The sequence below is a fragment of the Qipengyuania pacifica genome, from assembly GCF_019857205.1.
GTDB lineage: Bacteria > Pseudomonadota > Alphaproteobacteria > Sphingomonadales > Sphingomonadaceae > Qipengyuania > Qipengyuania pacifica.
The window spans coordinates 46,871-64,462 of record NZ_JAHWXO010000002.1; the positions used below are offsets into that span (position 1 = coordinate 46,871).

Below are 17,592 nucleotides of genomic sequence, written 5' to 3' on the forward strand. Positions count from 1 at the left end.
CGTGACCCGCGCGGCTGTGTTCGCGCCGATCGTGCTCCTCGCCCTATCCAGCCTGCTGATGAATCTGGCGTGGTACGGCCATCTCAAGGCTCCGCATCGCGCATTGTGGGTGGCGGTGCTGTTGAGTTGGGGAGTTGCGTTCTTCGAATACATGCTGGCCGTGCCGGCGAACCGCATCGGCGCGCAGACCTATTCACTGGCTGAGCTCAAGACCATTGCCGAGATCTGCTCCTTGATCGGTTTCGTCATCGTCGCCTGGGCATTGTTCGGAATTCGTCCCGGACTGAACCAGGCGATCGGCTTCTTGCTGATCGCCGCGGGGGCGGTGTTCGTGTTTCGCGGACCTTTTCCGTCATGAAGCGGATAGCAGTTCTTGCCGCGCTGGCCCTGACGGCATGTTCGGGCCAGACAAAGCCGGAAGACGCGCCGCGCGCCGAAGTTGATGGCAATTGGGCGGAAGTCCCGGAAGGCGTCGCCTGGGGCGAAGTCAGCGCCGTTGATACCGACAGCCACGGGCATATCTTCGTGCTTCAGCGTGCCGGACGCGATTGGAAAGAGCCGTTTCCGTCCGATCCGATCGACGAGCCGGTAGTTTTCATGTTCGCGCGCAACGGTAAGTTGCTGGGTCGCTGGGGCGCCGGCGAGACGGTAATGCCGCACGGTCTGTCTATCGATGATACGGACAATATCTGGATCACCGATGTGCAGCGCGAGCAAGTGCTGCGCTTTTCCCACGATGGCACGCTGGAAATGACGATCGGCGCGCGAGGCAGATCGGACGATGTGCCGGATCATTTCGGCAGACCGACGGACGTTGCCTTCGGCAGGGGCACGGTATTCGTAGCCGACGGATATGCGAATTCGCGGATCGCGGTATTCGACCGGCAGGGTAATTTCCTGAGCCAATGGGGCCACGAGGGTTCGGGCGCTGGCGGGCTTGCCGTTCCGCATTCGGTCGCGGTGAAGGACGGCAAGGTCTATGTCGCCGACCGCGAGAACCGGCGCATCAAGATATTCAGTGAAGGCGGGCGTCTGCTCGAAACGTACAATACGCCCGGCTATCCCTATGCGGTCAAACCGCTGGGGCAGGGGTATTTCGTGTCAGTCGAAGGGCGCGATGCCAGCGATCGTGAAGGTGCCATCGTGCGCGTCTGGCGGCCGGATGGTACGATCGAGCGCATTCTCGACGCGAGCGGGGAAGGGCCGACCAAGGGGCACGACCTTGCGATCGGCGGTGACGGAACAATCTATCTGGCCGATCCGGAGGGCAAGCGTGTGCTGACCTTCGAACTGGCCCAGACGACGGAAGACGAGTGATGGAAACAAAAGCCGGCGATCCGGGCGGATTTGCCCAATTCGATCTGGACCGGGTCAGCAGCCCGGCCTTTGTCGTGGATGCGGCAAAGCTGCGCGCCAACTGCCAGGTGCTGGCAAACATCCGCGACGAGGCCGACATCAAGGTGCTGGCTGCGCTCAAGGCCTTTTCGATGTGGTCGACGGCGCCGATCATCGGCGAATATCTGGACGGTGTGTGTACGTCCGGCCTGTGGGAAGCGCGGCTGGCGAGCGAATTCTACGACGGCGAGATCGCGACCTATTCTGCCGCTTACAAGCCCGACGAGCTGGAAGAGGTGTGCCGACTGTCCGACCATGTGATCTTCAATTCGCCCGGCCAGATGGAGCGGGCCGCGCTGATCCTGAAAAATGCGCGCGCGGCGGGTCAGGATTTCGATGTCGGGCTGCGCATCAACCCCAAGCATGCAACGGGCGAAGTGCCGCGCTACGATCCGTCCAGCCCGGGCAGCCGGCTGGGTTTCCCGATCGACCAGTTGACGCCGGAAATCATGGCGCAGGTCGATGGAATCCATTTTCACAATCTGTGCGAACAGGATTTCGAACCGCTCCATGCCACATGGGACAAGGTGTTCGATGCGATCGAACCGTGGTTCGGCCAGCTCAAGTGGATCAACATGGGCGGGGGCCACCATATCACCCGCGCCGATTACCAGCGCGAGGAGCTGATCGAATTCCTGCGCGATGCGAAAGAGGATACGGGCGCGGAAATCTATCTCGAACCGGGTGAGGCGGTGGCGCTGGATGCGGGTATCCTCATCGGGACGATACTGGATACCGGTTTCAACGAACTGCCCGTCGCCGTGGCCGACATTTCGGCCACCTGCCACATGCCGGACGTGATCGAGGCGCCGTACCGCCCGGCCATGCTTGGCGAAAGTGCGGACCAGACCGTGCCAGAGGTGCGGATCGGCGGGCCGTCATGCCTCGCCGGGGACGTGATCGGCGATTACCGCATTCAAGACGGCGCAGAGGTGGGCAAGCGTTTCGCGTTCCTTGATCAGGCCCATTATTCGATGGTGAAAACCAATACGTTCAACGGGGTCCAGCTCCCCAGCATCTATCTGTGGGACAGCGAAACCGACCACCTCGAGCTGGTGAAAGAGTTCGGCTACGACACCTTCCGCGACAGGTTGAGTTGAGGGCCAAGCAGGGGCGCAGCGTCCCTCGTTTCTCGCAGAGGGTCGCGGCGGTCGAAGCATAGCTGGTCACGGCCGCTTCGCTTGGCATTGTAAAGCAGCAGGTCGGCTTCGCGATAGCTTGCCTTCGGATCTGCGGGATCGACCTTGGCGAGGCCGGCGCTGGCCGTGATCGGATGGTCCAGACCGGGCACTTCGTTATCGATCGCGAGCGGGATTCCGCGGCGCACCCGGTCGAGTTCGAGCGCGGCCAGTTCGACCGAAGCGGCCCGGACGACGACGGCAAATTCCTCGCCCCCCAGCCGCCATGCGCCGACGAAGGAGCCGGTTGCGACCTCACGTCTCAGCATGTCGCCCAACCATTCGAGCACGCGGTCGCCCGTGGCGTGGCCATAGGTGTCGTTGACCGATTTGAAGCGATCGATGTCGATCAGGCCGAGCATGTCTCCCGCCTGCCAGACGCGCGCATCGTAATCGCGTCGATTCCCAAGACCCGTCAGCGCATCATGGCGTGCCTCGCGCGCCAGATCGTCGCTAACGGCAAGAGCGGCGTCGCGTTCCTCCCGCAGGGCTTTGACGCGCCAGCCCACGGCCGCCATCAGCGCTGCCGCTTCGAACGCCAGAGACAGATAGAAGCCGAAGTCGGCGATCGGCGGGAGCGAGTAAAGGCCGAGGTTGCGGACCAGCCGTTCGATGGAAAATACGAACGGTACGCTCCACGCCATGACGAATACACGCGCGGCCTCGCTACCCTTGCGCCATGCCGAGGTGGTGATCACCAGTGTGGCGATCGAGCCGGGGATGAAGCAGAGGTTGTAGGCGGCGCGCATGCTCACACCCAGCAGGGCGCCGAGCGGAAGCAGAAAGCCGCCGGCAAATACCAGCAGGCCGCAGGCGATTGCCACCCGCCGCATGGCAGGCGTGATTGCGTCGCGTTCAAAGAAGGTCAGCGCGAAGGGTGCGAGCAGGGCGATCGCCCAGGCGAGGGTGGCGTAGGAAATCACCGAACGCGTCCAGAGCGAGATGCCCGGCGCAATCAGAAATATGAGGGACCCCGCAGTGGTGACGTAAATGACCAGCAGGACCGAAAAAGCGAAATGCACGGCGGCGAACCAGCGGCGCAGCGCGATCGCCATGAAACCACTGACAATCGCGGTAAGTATGAGCATGCCCAGGACCACGCCGAGCAGCACCAGCGATCCTGTACGGTCGCGCTGTGCCGCTTCGGTCGACACGACCTTGAGCCCATGGGCGAGATCGGGCCCAAGCGGACGATCGACGCGCACGAACAAGGGGCCTTCGCCGCCAAGGCTGCCCAAGGGGAGGGCAAAGCGGGTGCCGGTCGTCCAGTTCTTTGCGAGCGCGGCGGAGCCTACGGCCCGGGTTGCCATGCGACCATCGGACGTTGCCCGCGCAATGATCAGCCCGCTGGATGCCATGGCATCGCCGATGAGGACCGGCTCCTCGACATGCAGCGCCTCTGCCGGGATACGAACCCAGCTGTGATCCCCGACCGCATCGAGCTTGGCTGCATGGCAAACCCAGTTCGAAGACGCGGCTGCCTCTGCCGAATCGAGCAGGTCGTCCGTCGCAAGGATGCAATTCGCCGCACCACTTGCTGCGCGCGCATCCACAGCCATCCCGGAAAGGAAGGTTGCGGCGAGCATCATCAGCAAATAGTGGACGGCGCGTCTCATAAGGGCGGCGCTAGCATCACATGTTTGCATGTGGGTTAATCTTTCGCCTTTTGATAAAAAACGGTTTTTACCGGTCGCCCCATCGCAACTCAGCCTCGCCGCGACCCGGCTGCGCTTGCATTCCTATTCCAACATTTCACTTGCGATTAATGACCCACCATTTATATGCGCCGCTCCCGCTGCCCCAAGGGGACTTCCTAACCGCAAGGCAGCTTGTCGTTTCATGGTCCGCAAGGACTGTTTAGGGGGTCCCTTGAGTTGCCGCATTTCCCTGACGCCCGGTCCGTAGTTCGCGCGCTCGCGCCCGACGAACCCATCATTCTGAACCGCCCGCATGCCGCGGCGCGCGCAGCCCGTTTCTTCGTCGAGAAGTTTCCGGGCAAGTCGCTCTATGCGGTAAAGGCCAACCCATCGCCGGATCTGGTCCAGATCCTGTGGGACAACGGCGTGACGCATTACGACGTGGCATCGATCGCCGAAGTGCGGCTGGTGCGTGCGACGCTGCCCGACGCGACGCTCTGCTTCATGCACCCGGTGAAGGCGCCCAGCGCCATTCGCGAAGCCTATCGCCAGCACGGCGTGAAGACCTTCAGCCTCGATTCCGTCGAGGAACTGGAGAAGATCGTCGATGCATGCCGTGACGATGCCGGCGAACCGGCGCAGGACCTGCGCCTGTGCATCCGTCTGCGCGTATCGAGCGAATATTCCGAGCTGAGCCTCGCGTCGAAATTCGGGTGCGACCTGACCGAAGCGCCCGCGCTGCTGCAGGAAGCACGCCAGCATGCCGACTGGCTGGGCCTGTGTTTCCACGTGGGCAGCCAGGCGATGACGCCCTTCGCCTATGTACAGGCGCTGGAACGCGTGCGCATCGCCATCGGCGAGGCATCAGTGGTCATCGACATGATCGACGTCGGCGGCGGTTTTCCCTCGGTCTATCCGGGGATGGAGCCCCCGCCGCTGGAAGACTATTTCCAGATCATCCACCAGAACTTCTACAATCTGCCGATCGCTTACAACGCCGAATTGTGGTGCGAGCCGGGCCGTGCGCTGTGCGCCGAATACAGCTCGCTCATCGTCAAGGTGGAGAAGCGGCGCGGCGACGAGCTGTACATCAACGATGGCGCCTATGGCGCGCTGTTCGATGCGGCTCATGTGGATTGGAAGTTCCCCGTGCGCGCGCTCGAAGACGATCTGATCAAGCCCGAGATGGATTTCGCCTTCTACGGTCCGACCTGCGACGATGCGGATTACATGCAGGGCCCATTCGTCCTGCCCGAAGATATCCAGGCAGGCGATTACATCGAGATCGGTATGCTTGGTGCATACGGCGCGGCGATGAAGACGGATTTCAACGGCTTCGGCGCTGCCGAGCGGATTGTAGTGCAGGACGAGCCGATGGCGAGCCTCTACGATGGTAGCCGCCAGCGTCCGGCGGCGGACAACGTCGTAAGCTTGCGCTGACGCGGGCTTAGCTAGCGAAGAAGAAGGGCCGCCCATGCTTCGAGCAGGGCGGCCTTTTCATTCAGCGCGGCACGCTCAGGTTCGGGTAAGCCAACCTGACGACGCCGGCCTGGATTATGCGTCTGCACGTCCGGAACGCGGGGCTTTCGATGTTTCCTGGCGCTGCTGCGGCGCGCCGGGCCGCTGCTTTTTCGCTTCCAGCAACCCCGTGAAAGAGCCTGTCGGCACCAGAAGAATGTTCTTTTTCATCTCTTGCAATCGTCATCGTGAACAGTTGGCAGTGCCGGTCGCTTTGCCAGCCTTTCTGTCGGATGAACGGTCGTCGGCCCATCGCACGCCATGAACGGGCGACGGATGAGGTGAATGAGATTACGGCCAAAATGAGGCTGTTTGCTAACCGTACTTTTCGCGATGGGCGTCCAGCGTCGGCCTGACCCTGCCCAACGCTTCGCCGACCAATTCGGGAAATGCGTCACGTTCCAGTTCCAGCACGGCATTGTGTGCTGCAGCTATGCGCTTCGCCCCGGCCCACTGCGTTCCGATGTCGAACGCCCAGTCACGAAAAGCATCGGCCGCACCGGCACGCGGTTCGAGTGCCTTCGCCAATGTGGGATGAAAGCCAAGCCGGCCCGTGAAGGGCATAAGCGAAAGCGGAAAGCCCTTGCGCAGATATACGAAGGTATCATCGACATGAATGGTCCCGCTCGCCCGATGAAACGCGAGCACTGACGAAAAATGCACGCTATCGTCGGAACAGACCAAGGGAACCCCGCTCGGTACCGAAAACGAGAAGTCGTCACTGTACTGCTGTGCAAGTTCGTTCTGTTCGCAGCGAGTGTCCGACCAGGGCAAGTGGGGCAAATGTTCGTGATGTCGGGCAGTGCCATGGAGCTGCGCGTTTGGAAACGCTTCATGCATCCATTCGCAATGGAGCGTGTGGAAGGGATGCAGGTTGAGCACCGCCTCCACCCTGGCACCGCCATCGGTCAGTTTGAGGATGTCGGAATGGACGGCATCGGGGAGGGTATAACTGTCGAGAAACACAAAATTGCCGTTGGCGAGTCGAACCAGCGAGCATTGCGTTCCCACGTCGAAAAAGCCCCCGACCCGAAAACTGCCGCGAACGGACCAGAAACCGTTACCCAGATCGATGAAAGCGCTACTCATGGAAACCCCACGAAGCGTGCCGCTTCGTTGACTGGCTTGCGCTCGCTGACGACCGCATTGGCTGGAAAACTCTCGTCGGGCCAACCCAGCGCCACTGCTTTCATGATTACCTGCTCCTTTGGAATGCCCGCATGTTCGCGAACCACCGGGCTTTGCATGATGCCCTGCGAATTGATTACGCAGCCGAGGCCGCGGCTCCATGCCGCGTTGACCAGTGCGGTCGTTACGGCTCCGCAATCGAAGGGCGTGTCATCGCTTCCCGACAGTTCGCGATCATAGGCCACGATTACGCAGACCGGCGCATCGAACTGGCGAAAACCGCGCAACACCCAATCCTGCCGCTTTTCCTTATCGTCCCGTTCGATGCCCATCGCTCCGAACAATTGCTTGGCAACCCCGATCTGGCGTTCGCGATGAACGCCTGCAAAAGGCTCTCCGCGCCGGAATTCGCGGCTGTCGGGCTCTCCGGCGAGAATCCGTTCCGTATTGCCTTTACGAATGCGGTCGAGAGGTTCGCCCGTGATGACATGGAAATGCCACGGCTGCGTATTCATGGATGTCGGTGAACGCATGGCCAAGGTCAGCACCTCTTCGATTATCGCCCGAGGCACCGGTTTGTCGAGGTAACCCCGGATCGAACGGCGGCTCATCACCACCTCTTCGTACGTCATATCCGGATTGCCGCTCATCCATATTCTCCCAAGTCTGTTCGTAGCAGGGTTAGCGCTGCGAATCGAAGGCGCAAAATCCGCTACGGCCTGGTGGGCAGGCAGGTGCCAACGTCGGGCGCAGGGAAGGTGCGGCAGTCGAAGAAGATCGCTTCTGCCGCGCTCGCGCTTGCCGAAACAAAGCTGAAGCGCACGCTTCGGCGGGCTTCTTCAGTCAGTGGCAGTTTGGCTGGAATGTTGTTCGCATCGCTCCATCCTTGCACGCGGCAGTACCCTTCGCTCCCACACAGCGCCCGTGCCTTGTCGACCAGCGCCGCTGGCGCGTCAGAAGGTGATACGAGCACGAAATGTATTCCCGCGCCTGGCGAAGACGGTGTTGCGTCGCCCCCTTCGGTGGTTTGGTTTACCAGCTCGGTCGTGATGCTACGCACCGCTTCGCCGCCCTGCATGAGGGTGGGGAGCGGGTTGGCCGTTGCCACGGTCAGTGCCGTTTCCTGCAAGCGCAGCGGATCCGGTTCTCCTCCGCCATAACGAGCGGAGAGTGCATTGCGCGTGCCCCAGAAACCGCGCCAGCGGAAGAAGATATGGGGGCCGACCTGCGCAACCTTGTCGAGCTTGTCGCTCCACCATGGATAGACGTAATTCGCGTGAAAGTGGGTGGCGTTGCCGACAGTCGCATCGATAGCGCCGGCGAGCATTTCGTCCGCCCGTGCCCGGGCTGCCCGCCAGGCTGCATCGGAATAGCGACGCGCCAGCGACCCATCACAGGTGAAGCTGAACTGGCAACCGGTCGGTCGCTGCGAGCCTTCGAAGACCACGCCGCAGACTGTTTTGGCGAATGCAGGATGGCGAACGCGATTGAGTATGACCTGCATCACCGCGCGTTGATCACCGTCGCCGCCGCCTGCTTCGGCCATTCCGGCGAGAGCCAGACAGTCGCGTGCACGTGCCCGATCCGCGCTGCTTCCGCGAAACGAAAACGGAGTAGCCTTGCCCGGTCCCGCCTCTGCGAACCCGACTGCCGCGTTACGGGCCTGTGCATCGTCTGCGGCAAGCTGGGAGAGGATCACCGTGTCTTCGCCCGTGGCGGGAAGATCTGGTACGGCAGGAAGGGGAAGGACCTGCTCCACCGCGGCCTCCCGATCATGAACGGGAGAGTGGGGCGTCTGGTGGAAAAGGCCAAGGAACAGGAAGGGCAGCAGCAGAAGGCCGACCAACGCCAGCGCCGGAGCAAAATCGCGTTTCGATCGCGTGCCAGGGCCGTTGCCATTCATCAGGGCTATTTAAGCCGGTTTTTTCCCGCTTCCAGCGTCAGGCTTCGAAATAGGGTCTGTCGCCTGCGATCGTCACGCGTTCCATCACCCGCCGCGCAGGGAAATAATCGCTGGCGGCAAAATGCTGGCAGGCGCGGTTATCCCAGAAAGCGATCGAACCAGCATGCCAGCGAAAGCGGCATTGAATTTCCGCATCGCGCGCCGTGGCGAACAGGTGATCGAGTAGCCACCGACTTTCGGCCTCGTCCAGCCCATCGATGTGGGATGTGAAGGCGGTGTTGACGTAAATCGCCCGTTCGCCTGTCTCGGGATGCGTGCGGATGACAGGGTGGCGCGTGGGTGGATATTGATCGTGCAGTTCTTCCGGTCGCTTGCCGAGCCGACGGGCAAAAACGCGAGCAATGTCGTGAACGGCGGTGAGACCTTCGCAGAAACGCTTCATCTGATCGGACAGCCGTTCGTACGCCATATGCATGTTCGCGAAGAGCGTGTCGCCGCCACATTCCGGCACTTCGCGCGCAAGCAGGATCGATCCGAGCGATGGTTCTTCGCGCCAGGTGACATCGGAATGCCAGGCATTTTCCTGACCGCGGCTCTTGGGTCCGTGTTCGATCCGCAGCACTTCGGGATCGGGCTGATCCTTAGGCGTCGCCGGGTGGATTTCGAGTTTTCCAAAGTGGCGCGCAAAAGCGATATGCTGCGCCGTGGTGAGATCCTGATCGCGGAAGAAGATGACACCATGTTTGAGAAGGGCCGCCCGGATCTGCGGTATCCGATCACCGATATCCATCGACCCCAGGTCGATGCCCAGAATTTCGGCCCCAATGGCAGGGGTCATCGGCCTGATGTCGAGCGTGCCGGTATCGAGCGTCGTGCGGTCGAAGGTAGTCGCCATTTATCTCTCTCCTCGAGGCGTAGCATGCCACAAGGGGAGGAGAACTGGCTAGAGGGTCATGCGTCGACGAACTTGCGCGCGCTTTCGCGCCGGTGCGGGCAGCCGGGCCAGCAGCACGGGCGCTTTTTCCCCTCAAGGATTTCCTCGTGCAGCCGCTCGCGACGCTTCTCGCGCGTAGCCTCCTGCTTGGCGAACAGGGTCCAGCAGATCCATTCATTTCTGGCGAGCGGGGACAGCGCTTCCCATTTCGCCGACAGCGAAGCATCGCCATCAAGCATAGCTTTAAGTTCTGGGGTGAGCTGGTGGCGAAAGTCGGGGTCGGCTGCCTTTGCCACGCCGCTTCAGGCCGCTTTGGCCAGTTCCATATCCATCCGGTCCCAGATCTCTACCAGGGCAGAGACGAGGTCGTCCATCATGGCCGGAGTGTGCGCCGGGCCGGGCGTGAAGCGAAGCCGTTCCGTGCCGCGCGGTACGGTCGGGAAATTGATCGGCTGGACGTAGACGCCATATTCGGCGAGCAGGATGTCGCTGATCTTCTTGGCGTGAACCGGATCTCCCACCATCAGCGGGACGATATGCGTCACGCTGTCCATAACCGGAAGGCCCGCATCGCGCATTTTCTGCTTGAGCAGTTCGGCGGCGGCCTGCTGACCTTCGCGTTCCTCGCTCGACGCCTTGAGGTGGCGGACCGATGCCAGCACGCCAGCCACCAGAGCAGGGCTGAGCGATGTGGTGAAAATGAAGCCGGGCGCATAGGACCGGATGCAGTCGACGATCTTCTTGTCCGCTGCGATATAGCCGCCCATCACGCCGAACGCCTTGCCTAGCGTGCCTTCGATGATGTCGATACGATGTGCCGCTTCGTCGCGTTCCGAAATACCGCCGCCGCGCGGGCCGTACATGCCAACGGCGTGCACTTCGTCGATATAGGTCAGCGCGTTGTATTTTTCCGCAAGGTCGCAGATCGCATGGATCGGTGCGACGTCGCCATCCATCGAATAAACGCTTTCGAAGGCGATCAGCTTGGGCGTGTCCGCATCTTCGGCAGCCAGCAACTGTTCGAGATGTTCGAGATCGTTATGGCGGAAGACGCGCTTTTCGCAGCCCGAATTACGGATGCCCGCGATCATGCTGGCATGGTTCAATTCGTCGGAAAAGATCACGCAGCCCGGCAGCAGCTTCGCCACTGTCGACAGCGTAGCGTCATTGGAAACATAGCCGCTGGTGAACAACAGGGCCGCGTCCTTGCCGTGTAGATCCGAAAGTTCGGCTTCGAGCTGGACGTGATAATGGGTGTTGCCACCGATATTGCGCGTCCCACCCGAACCGGCGCCGACATCGTGCAGCGCTTCTTCCATGGCCTCGATGACCTTGGGATGTTGCCCCATGGCGAGATAGTCGTTCGAGCACCACACGGTGACCGGCTTTGGACCGTTGTGACCAGCAAAACACCGCGCGTTGGGGAAGGCGCCCTTGTTGCGCAGGATGTCGATAAAGACACGATAGCGGCCTTCCTCATGGAGTCGGGCAATCGCTTCGTCGAAGATCTGGTCGTAGTTCACGGCGTAGTCGCTCGTATCTGCGCCGCCCTTCCGCGGCTGACTATGCGGCTCGCCCTAATCGAATGCGTTGCAAATCGCCACTGCGATCTTTGCGAACGATTCTCACCTGTCGAAACAAGCTCTGCCGGCCGAAACCCGGCTGGCTACAGAACTTCGAGGCGACCGAGACCCATTTGCGACAGGGGACCGCGTACCTTCTCGAAGTTTTCCAGAGAGCCGGTTGTCACGGCCCGGTCCGGTACGGTGCGCGTCATGGGCTGTCCTTCGACCAGTTGGGCGACCCGCCGCGCGATGCCGTGCGCGCCATGTACGAATCGGACGCCCGGTCCGAGAGCTTCGCCGAGCTCCTGCTCGAGCAGGGGGAAGTGGGTGCAGGCCAGCACCACCGTATCGATTTCGTTGCCGCGAGCCTGCAGGACCAGCCCCCGGGCAGCTTCCGCCACGGCAGCGGCGTCCACTTCCTCTCCGCGCAGTTTGGCTTCCGCCAGGGTGACGAGGTCGTTGGCACCGTAACGCAGCAATTTCTTGCCGCCGGCGAATTCGCGTTCGAGATCGTCGACATATTTCTGGCGTATCGTCGCCTCGGTACCGAGCAGGCCGAACACGCCCGTCTGCGTCATGGCGGCAGCTGGCTTGATCGCGGGAACGGTGCCCACGATCGGAGTTTCCAGCACGTCGCGAACCATGCCGAGCGCGATCGTGCTGGCCGTGTTGCAGGCGATACAGATCAGGCGCGGCTGGTAGCGTTCAGCCATGCGGCCCAGCAGCCCCGCCACGCGGGCGGCGATTTCCGCTTCGCTTTTCGCGCCGTAGGGCAGGCCAGCCATGTCGGCTGCATAGATGATCGGCGCTTGCGGCAGCAGTGCGCGCAATTCTGCCAACACGGTGAGCCCGCCGACACCGGAATCGAACAACAGGATGGGGGATGATGCGTCCAAAGCGGATTTTCTTTACGATGCGGGTGTGAAGGTGACGTCAGTCGGGCATTGCCCAAGGCCCGTACTTACTTTTAGAGCGAGTTCATAGAGAAAGGGCGCAACCGTTCCCGGTTCGTCCATAAGCGGAGTTTCCCGTGGAAGCATTATACGCAGCGTTGCTCGGCTACCTGATCGGATCCATTCCTTTCGGCCTTTTGCTCACCAAAGCCGCCGGCATGGGGGACGTGCGCAGTATCGGCTCCGGCAATATTGGCGCGACCAACGTACTGAGAACGGGCAACAAGGGATTGGCGGTAGCCACGCTTGTCCTTGATCTTGCCAAGGGGCTCGCTCCGGTCGTCATCGCGGGGCAGCTCTGGGGCGAAATCGCAATGGCATTCGCTGCGGGTGCTGCAGTGCTGGGACACTGTTTCCCCGTGTGGCTAGGGTTCAAAGGCGGCAAGGGCGTCGCCACCAACGCCGGCGTTTCGTTCGGCCTCGCCTGGCCGATAGGGCTCGCCTATGCTTTCGTATGGCTCAGCGTGCTGGCAATTTTCAGGGTATCTTCGCTTGCCGGTATGGCTGCGGTGGTCGCGGCCGCCGCTGCCGCACCTTTGTTCGGATACCCGCAGTTCTTTCCGGTTCTCGCCGCAATCGCGGTGGTGATCATCTACCTTCACCGTGCCAATATCACGCGCCTGATGAAGGGAGATGAACCGAAGGTCGGCGGCAGCAGGAAATGAACGCACCCGCGCATCCGGCGTTATCGCAGGAGGAAGCGTTCGCCCGTATACGCTTGCTACGTTCTCCCAATATCGGCCCGGTCAGCTATGCCATGCTGCTGCAGCGTTTCGGCGCCGCTACGGAGGCATTGGAAGCGCTGCCCGATCTGGGAAAACGCGGCGGGAGACAGTACCGTGCGATACCGGCTGAAAAGGTCGAACGCGAGGTGGAAAGCGTGCGCAAAGGGGGCGCCAAATACCTTTTCCACGATCAGCCCGGCTATCCCGCATTGCTCCGTGAAATCGAAGGCGCGCCGCCGATCCTGACATGGCGCGGGGAGCTATCTCTTGCCGCCAGACCATGCGTTGCCATCGTCGGTGCCCGCAACGCCAGTGCGGTGGCGGTCAAGCTGGCACGCGAATTTGCAAAAGGGCTGGCGGAAGCGGGCCTTACAGTCGTTTCGGGTCTTGCCCGCGGCATCGACGGCGCTGCGCACGAGGGTGCTTTTCCTCACACAATTGGCGTGATCGCCAGCGGCATCGACATTGCCTATCCCCCCCAGCATGCGCAGTTGCAGGATCGGATCGCTACCGAAGGCCTGTTGCTTGCAGAACAACCGCCGGGCACCGAACCGCGTGGAAGCCACTTCCCCAGCCGAAACCGCATCATTGCCGGGCTGGCGAGCGGGACGCTGGTGGTGGAAGCGGCGGTAAAATCGGGTAGCCTCATTACAGCTCGATTGGCGGGAGAGGCCGGGCGCGAAGTCATGGCAATACCCGGCAGCCCGCTGGAAGCCCGCAGCCACGGTTGCAACCATCTGATCCGCGAAGGCGCTGTCCTGGTGCAATCTCCGGAAGATGTGACGGAACTGCTCAGGACTTTCGAGGGCGAGCCGCGCTCGACTTTTCGCGAGCCAGCGCAGGCGTTCGATTACACACGTGATGACCTCGCCGACACTCAACCCGCGGATATCGAGCAACTGCTGACGACGGCTCCGATCGGGGTCGATGAACTTATCAGGCAATCTGAAACATCTGCAGCAGCAGTGCAGTTGGCGCTACTGGAACTGGAGATCGCCGGCAGACTGGAGCGCCATGCCGCAGGGCGGGTCTCGCTCAAATGACGTCAGGTAGTTGGCTCCGAACGATCAGGCTTCACCACAATCTTGCTTGACGGCTCTTGGGAGCGGTCCCCATTTTCGCGCGTATACGCACATGCACACGTAAGGACTGCCTTCTTCACCATGCAACTGGTCATCGTCGAATCGCCTGCCAAGGCGAAAACCATCGAGAAATACCTCGGCAAGGACTTCAAGGTTCTCGCTTCCTACGGTCACGTCCGCGACCTGCCGCCCAAGGACGGCAGCGTGCGTCCGGACGAAGGCTTCGAGATGGACTGGGAGCTTTACCGGGACAAGCAGAGCCGCTTCAAGGAAATCGCCGATAACGCCAAGAAGGCCGATCGGCTGATCCTCGCGACCGACCCTGACCGCGAGGGCGAAGCTATTTCATGGCACGTGCGCGAGCTGCTGCATAAGCGCAAGGCGCTGCCCAAGGATGTCGAACGCGTCACCTTCAACGCCATTACCAAGCAGGCGGTGACCGACGCCATGAAGGCGCCGCGCGAACTCGATCAGGATTTGATCGACGCCTACCTAGCGCGCCGCGCGCTTGACTATCTGTACGGCTTCACGCTTTCACCCGTGTTGTGGCGCCGCCTGCCGGGCGCGAAAAGCGCGGGCCGCGTGCAATCGGTCGCCCTGCGGCTGATCGTCGATCGCGAGATCGAGATCGAACAGTTCCGGGCCGACGAATACTGGTCCGTCATCGCCAAGCTGCAGCACGACGGCACGGAATTCGACGCGCGCCTCGTCAAGTTCGATGGCAAGAAGCTCGAAAAGCTGACGCTGGGCAATGAAGGCAGCGCCATGGCCGCAAAGCAGGCGGTCGAAGGGGCGAACTTCACGGTGGAGGAGGTCGAGACCAAGCCGTTCAAGCGCAACCCGGCTCCCCCGTTCACCACGTCGACCCTGCAGCAGGAAGCCGCGCGCAAGCTCGGTTTTTCCGCCAGCCACACCATGCGCCTCGCCCAGTCGCTGTATGAAGCCGGGGCTATCACCTACATGCGTACCGACGGTGTCAGCATGGATGGCAGCGCCATTTCGGCGTGCCGAAAGGCGATTGCCGACCGCTATGGCGGACACGCGCTGCCCGACAGCCCGCGTATGTACAAGACCAAGGCGAAGAACGCCCAGGAAGCGCACGAAGCCATCCGCCCGACCGATTTCGACCGCGACCGCGCCGGGTCGGGTGACGAGGGCAAGCTGTACGATCTTATTTTCAAGCGTGCGACGGCCAGCCAGATGGCCGCCGCCAGCCTGGAACGCACGACCGTCACCATGCGCGATCCCACCGGGCAGCACGAATTGCGCGCCACCGGACAGGTTGTGAAATATCCCGGCTTCCTTGCGGTCTACCAGGAAGGCCGCGACGATGCGGACGACGATGAGGACGGCCTGCTTCCGACCATATCCAAGGGCGATGCGCCTCTGAAGCGCGGGGTAGAGGCGAACCAGCACTTCACGCAGCCGCCGCCACGCTTTTCCGAAGCCAGCCTGGTCAAGCGGCTCGAGGAACTCGGCATCGGCCGTCCGTCGACTTACGCCAGCACGATCCAAACGCTGCGCGATCGCAACTATGTGCGGATGGAGAAAAACCGGTTCTTCGCAGAGGAATCGGGCCGGCTGCTGACGGCGTTTCTCGAACGGTTCTTCGAACAATACGTCGCCTTCGACTACACCGCTGGCCTGGAGGACGAGCTCGACGTCGTTTCCGACGGCAAGGAAGACTGGAAGAAACTGCTCGAAGCCTTCTGGCGCGATTTCAAGCCCAAGACCGAAGAGGTGATGGACAAGAAGCCTTCGGAAGTGACCGAAGTGCTCGACGGTTTCCTCGCCGATTACCTGTTCCCCGAACGCGCCGACGGCAAGGATCCGCGACATTGCCCGCTGTGCGAAAGCGAAGGCCGCGAAGGCGGACGGCTGGCGCTGCGCGGTGGCCGCTACGGCGCCTTCGTCGCCTGTGCCAACTATCCGGAATGCAAGTACACGCGCCAGTTCGCCAAGCCCGGCGGCGCGGATGGCGATGACGGTGCTGATGACGGCGTGATGGGCGAAGACCCCGAAACCGGCCTGCCGGTGGAGCGCAAGAGCGGCCGCTTCGGTCCCTATGTCCAGCTGGGCGAGGGCAAGGAAGCGAAACGTGCGAGCATCCCCAAGGATCTGGACGATTTCGATCTCGAATGGGCGCTCAAGCTGTTGAGCCTGCCGCGCATCGTCGGCGCGCATCCCGAAACCGGGAAGGAAATCGAAGCCGCGATAGGACGTTACGGCCCGTATCTTCGCCATGATGGCAAGTATGGCAAGCTGTCGTCGACGCAGGAAGTCTTCGATGTCGGCATGAACCGTGCGGTCGATATCCTCGCCCAGGCGGCCGATCGCAAAGGCGGCGGTCGCGGCAAGGCCGAACCCATCAAGACGCTGGGCGAACATCCGACCAGTGGCGGCGAAATGAAGGTCATGCCGGGACGCTATGGCCCCTATGTGACCGATGGCACGACGAATGCGACGATCCCCAAAGACATGAAACCCGAAGACCTGACCGATGCACAGGCGATCGAGCTGATCGACGCGCGGGTCGCCAAGGGGCCGGCGAAAAAGAAGAAGGCCGCTCCGAAAAAGAGGGCCCCGGCCAAAAAGAAGGCTGCGCCCAAGAAAGCTGCTGCGAAGAAAAAGCCGGCGGCCAAGAAAGCGAAGGCAGACTGATGGCCAAGGAACGTTTTGAACGCCACAAGCAGCCGTGGAACGGCGAGGAAGCAGGTCAGCTGCGCACCCTTGCCGCCAAGGGCAAGGGGCTGAAGGAGATCGCCAAGGCGCTCAATCGCAGCGAGGAATCGACCAAGGACTTCGCCAAGAAGAACAAGATCGACATCGCGAAGAAGCGGTAAAACAACCGCCGATCCACTGGCCAAGCGGTCCGGATGCAACTAGCATCTGAGTCCATCCGCGGGCCGTTGGAGTGAATCTTTGTTTCTTCCCATTTTGGCTGCTGCCGCATCGTTCTCCACACCTTCAGTTGACGTAAAGGTTGCGATGGAGATCAACCGCAACTTGCACCGATCGGTTGATCGTCAGCGTAAATGGACGGCTGCAGAGATCGAAGTGTTCGCCGATCCGAAGGGCAAGGTACTGACTTGCGAAGTTAGGCGTTTCTTGCCTCACGAGGACGTGGCCGATGAAATGTGCAGGGTCTTGATCGGGAGCAGGGTTGTACCGGCCAAGAACTTCCAGGGCGAGAAAAGTTACGGTCTGGTCCTTATGATGGTTGCTGTGGACAACGATGGGGAATCTAACTTAGCATCACGTCTAGGAGGATTGCAGCAAGACGGCATCGTTCTCACCGTGAGCCAACTTCCTGAATCAATATCCGCGACCCGAATGTTGCTGGACCTAGTAATAGGATTAGATGGCAGAGTTTCACGCTGTGAAGGACACGGAGACGGGCCAGAAGCGTTTCGCGCGGTGGCTTGCGAACAGGCAAGCGCGAATGGGTTTGATGTGAGGGCCGATGCGAATGGCAATGCCGTGCCCTATGTGCGAAATTTCGAGGTCACCTTCGAACTTGCCGGCGATTAGGCGGCTAGTTCGGGCGGCACCTCTAATCGCCGCAAATATCTGG

Annotated in this window: 17 protein-coding genes; 9 read left to right on the forward strand and 8 right to left on the reverse strand. The window is 61.5% G+C overall.

Annotation, left to right across the window (positions count from 1 at the left end):
- Position 1: 1 nt before the first annotated feature.
- The 3 genes from KYK83_RS03320 to KYK83_RS03330 are packed head-to-tail and all read left to right on the forward strand — an operon-like array spanning position 2 to position 2,495.
- Positions 2-358, forward strand: a complete 357-nt coding sequence (locus KYK83_RS03320; RefSeq protein ID WP_346729409.1) for a DMT family protein — start codon at positions 2-4, stop codon at positions 356-358.
- Positions 355-1,317 carry a peptidyl-alpha-hydroxyglycine alpha-amidating lyase family protein gene (locus tag KYK83_RS03325; RefSeq protein ID WP_222827190.1) on the forward strand — a complete coding sequence of 321 codons (963 nt, stop codon included), beginning with the start codon at positions 355-357 and terminating at the stop codon, positions 1,315-1,317. The genes KYK83_RS03320 and KYK83_RS03325 overlap by 4 nt, the downstream gene beginning before the upstream one ends.
- Positions 1,317-2,495, forward strand: a complete 1,179-nt coding sequence (locus tag KYK83_RS03330; RefSeq protein ID WP_222827191.1) for a carboxynorspermidine decarboxylase — start codon at positions 1,317-1,319, stop codon at positions 2,493-2,495. Before KYK83_RS03325 ends, KYK83_RS03330 begins: the two co-directional genes overlap by 1 nt.
- On the opposite strand, the gene KYK83_RS03335 is transcribed toward KYK83_RS03330, so the two are convergent.
- On the reverse strand, positions 2,465-4,189 hold the full coding sequence (locus KYK83_RS03335) for a GGDEF domain-containing protein (RefSeq protein ID WP_222827192.1): 1,725 nt from the start codon (positions 4,187-4,189) through the stop codon (positions 2,465-2,467). The genes KYK83_RS03330 and KYK83_RS03335 overlap by 31 nt on opposite strands.
- A 258-nt stretch (positions 4,190-4,447) precedes the next feature.
- On the opposite strand from KYK83_RS03335, the gene KYK83_RS03340 reads away from it, so the two are divergent.
- Positions 4,448-5,650: a type III PLP-dependent enzyme gene (locus KYK83_RS03340; protein WP_103023140.1), complete on the forward strand. Its 1,203-nt coding sequence runs from the start codon at positions 4,448-4,450 to the stop codon at positions 5,648-5,650.
- 393 nt (positions 5,651-6,043) lie between these two features.
- On the opposite strand, the gene KYK83_RS03345 is transcribed toward KYK83_RS03340, so the two are convergent.
- The 7 genes from KYK83_RS03345 to murI form a co-directional block, all read right to left on the reverse strand.
- On the reverse strand, positions 6,044-6,817 hold the full coding sequence (locus KYK83_RS03345) for a hypothetical protein (RefSeq protein WP_222827193.1): 774 nt from the start codon (positions 6,815-6,817) through the stop codon (positions 6,044-6,046).
- Entirely contained in the window at positions 6,814-7,506 is a 693-nt protein-coding gene (locus KYK83_RS03350; protein WP_222827194.1) for a nitroreductase, read from the reverse strand. The genes KYK83_RS03345 and KYK83_RS03350 overlap by 4 nt, the downstream gene beginning before the upstream one ends.
- A gap of 62 nt (positions 7,507-7,568) precedes the next feature.
- Entirely contained in the window at positions 7,569-8,759 is a 1,191-nt protein-coding gene (locus KYK83_RS03355; protein WP_222827195.1) for a cell wall hydrolase, read from the reverse strand.
- A 37-nt stretch (positions 8,760-8,796) separates the two neighbouring features.
- Positions 8,797-9,654 carry a TauD/TfdA dioxygenase family protein gene (locus KYK83_RS03360; protein WP_222827196.1) on the reverse strand — a complete coding sequence of 286 codons (858 nt, stop codon included), beginning with the start codon at positions 9,652-9,654 and terminating at the stop codon, positions 8,797-8,799.
- A gap of 56 nt (positions 9,655-9,710) precedes the next feature.
- The gene (locus tag KYK83_RS03365) at positions 9,711-9,989 is read right to left on the reverse strand and encodes a YdeI/OmpD-associated family protein (RefSeq protein ID WP_222827197.1); all 279 of its coding nucleotides are present in this window, start codon (positions 9,987-9,989) and stop codon (positions 9,711-9,713) included.
- A gap of 6 nt (positions 9,990-9,995) precedes the next feature.
- Entirely contained in the window at positions 9,996-11,216 is a 1,221-nt protein-coding gene (gene hemA / locus KYK83_RS03370) for a 5-aminolevulinate synthase (RefSeq protein ID WP_222827198.1), read from the reverse strand.
- 143 nt (positions 11,217-11,359) lie between these two features.
- Positions 11,360-12,154, reverse strand: a complete 795-nt coding sequence (murI, locus tag KYK83_RS03375) for a glutamate racemase (protein ID WP_222827199.1) — start codon at positions 12,152-12,154, stop codon at positions 11,360-11,362.
- Between the two features lie 134 nt (positions 12,155-12,288).
- On the opposite strand from murI, the gene plsY reads away from it, so the two are divergent.
- The 5 genes from plsY (at position 12,289) to KYK83_RS03400 (ending at position 17,549) form a co-directional block, all read left to right on the forward strand.
- Positions 12,289-12,876, forward strand: a complete 588-nt coding sequence (plsY, locus tag KYK83_RS03380) for a glycerol-3-phosphate 1-O-acyltransferase PlsY (protein ID WP_222827200.1) — start codon at positions 12,289-12,291, stop codon at positions 12,874-12,876.
- A complete protein-coding gene (gene dprA / locus KYK83_RS03385; RefSeq protein ID WP_222827201.1) occupies positions 12,873-13,979 on the forward strand; it encodes a DNA-processing protein DprA in 1,107 nt (368 codons plus the stop codon). Before plsY ends, dprA begins: the two co-directional genes overlap by 4 nt.
- A 120-nt stretch (positions 13,980-14,099) precedes the next feature.
- Entirely contained in the window at positions 14,100-16,679 is a 2,580-nt protein-coding gene (gene topA, locus KYK83_RS03390) for a type I DNA topoisomerase (protein ID WP_222827202.1), read from the forward strand.
- Positions 16,679-16,861: a hypothetical protein gene (locus KYK83_RS03395; RefSeq protein WP_103023151.1), complete on the forward strand. Its 183-nt coding sequence runs from the start codon at positions 16,679-16,681 to the stop codon at positions 16,859-16,861. Before topA ends, KYK83_RS03395 begins: the two co-directional genes overlap by 1 nt.
- A 79-nt stretch (positions 16,862-16,940) precedes the next feature.
- Entirely contained in the window at positions 16,941-17,549 is a 609-nt protein-coding gene (locus KYK83_RS03400) for a hypothetical protein (RefSeq protein WP_222827203.1), read from the forward strand.
- The last annotated feature ends 43 nt before the right edge of the window (positions 17,550-17,592 follow it).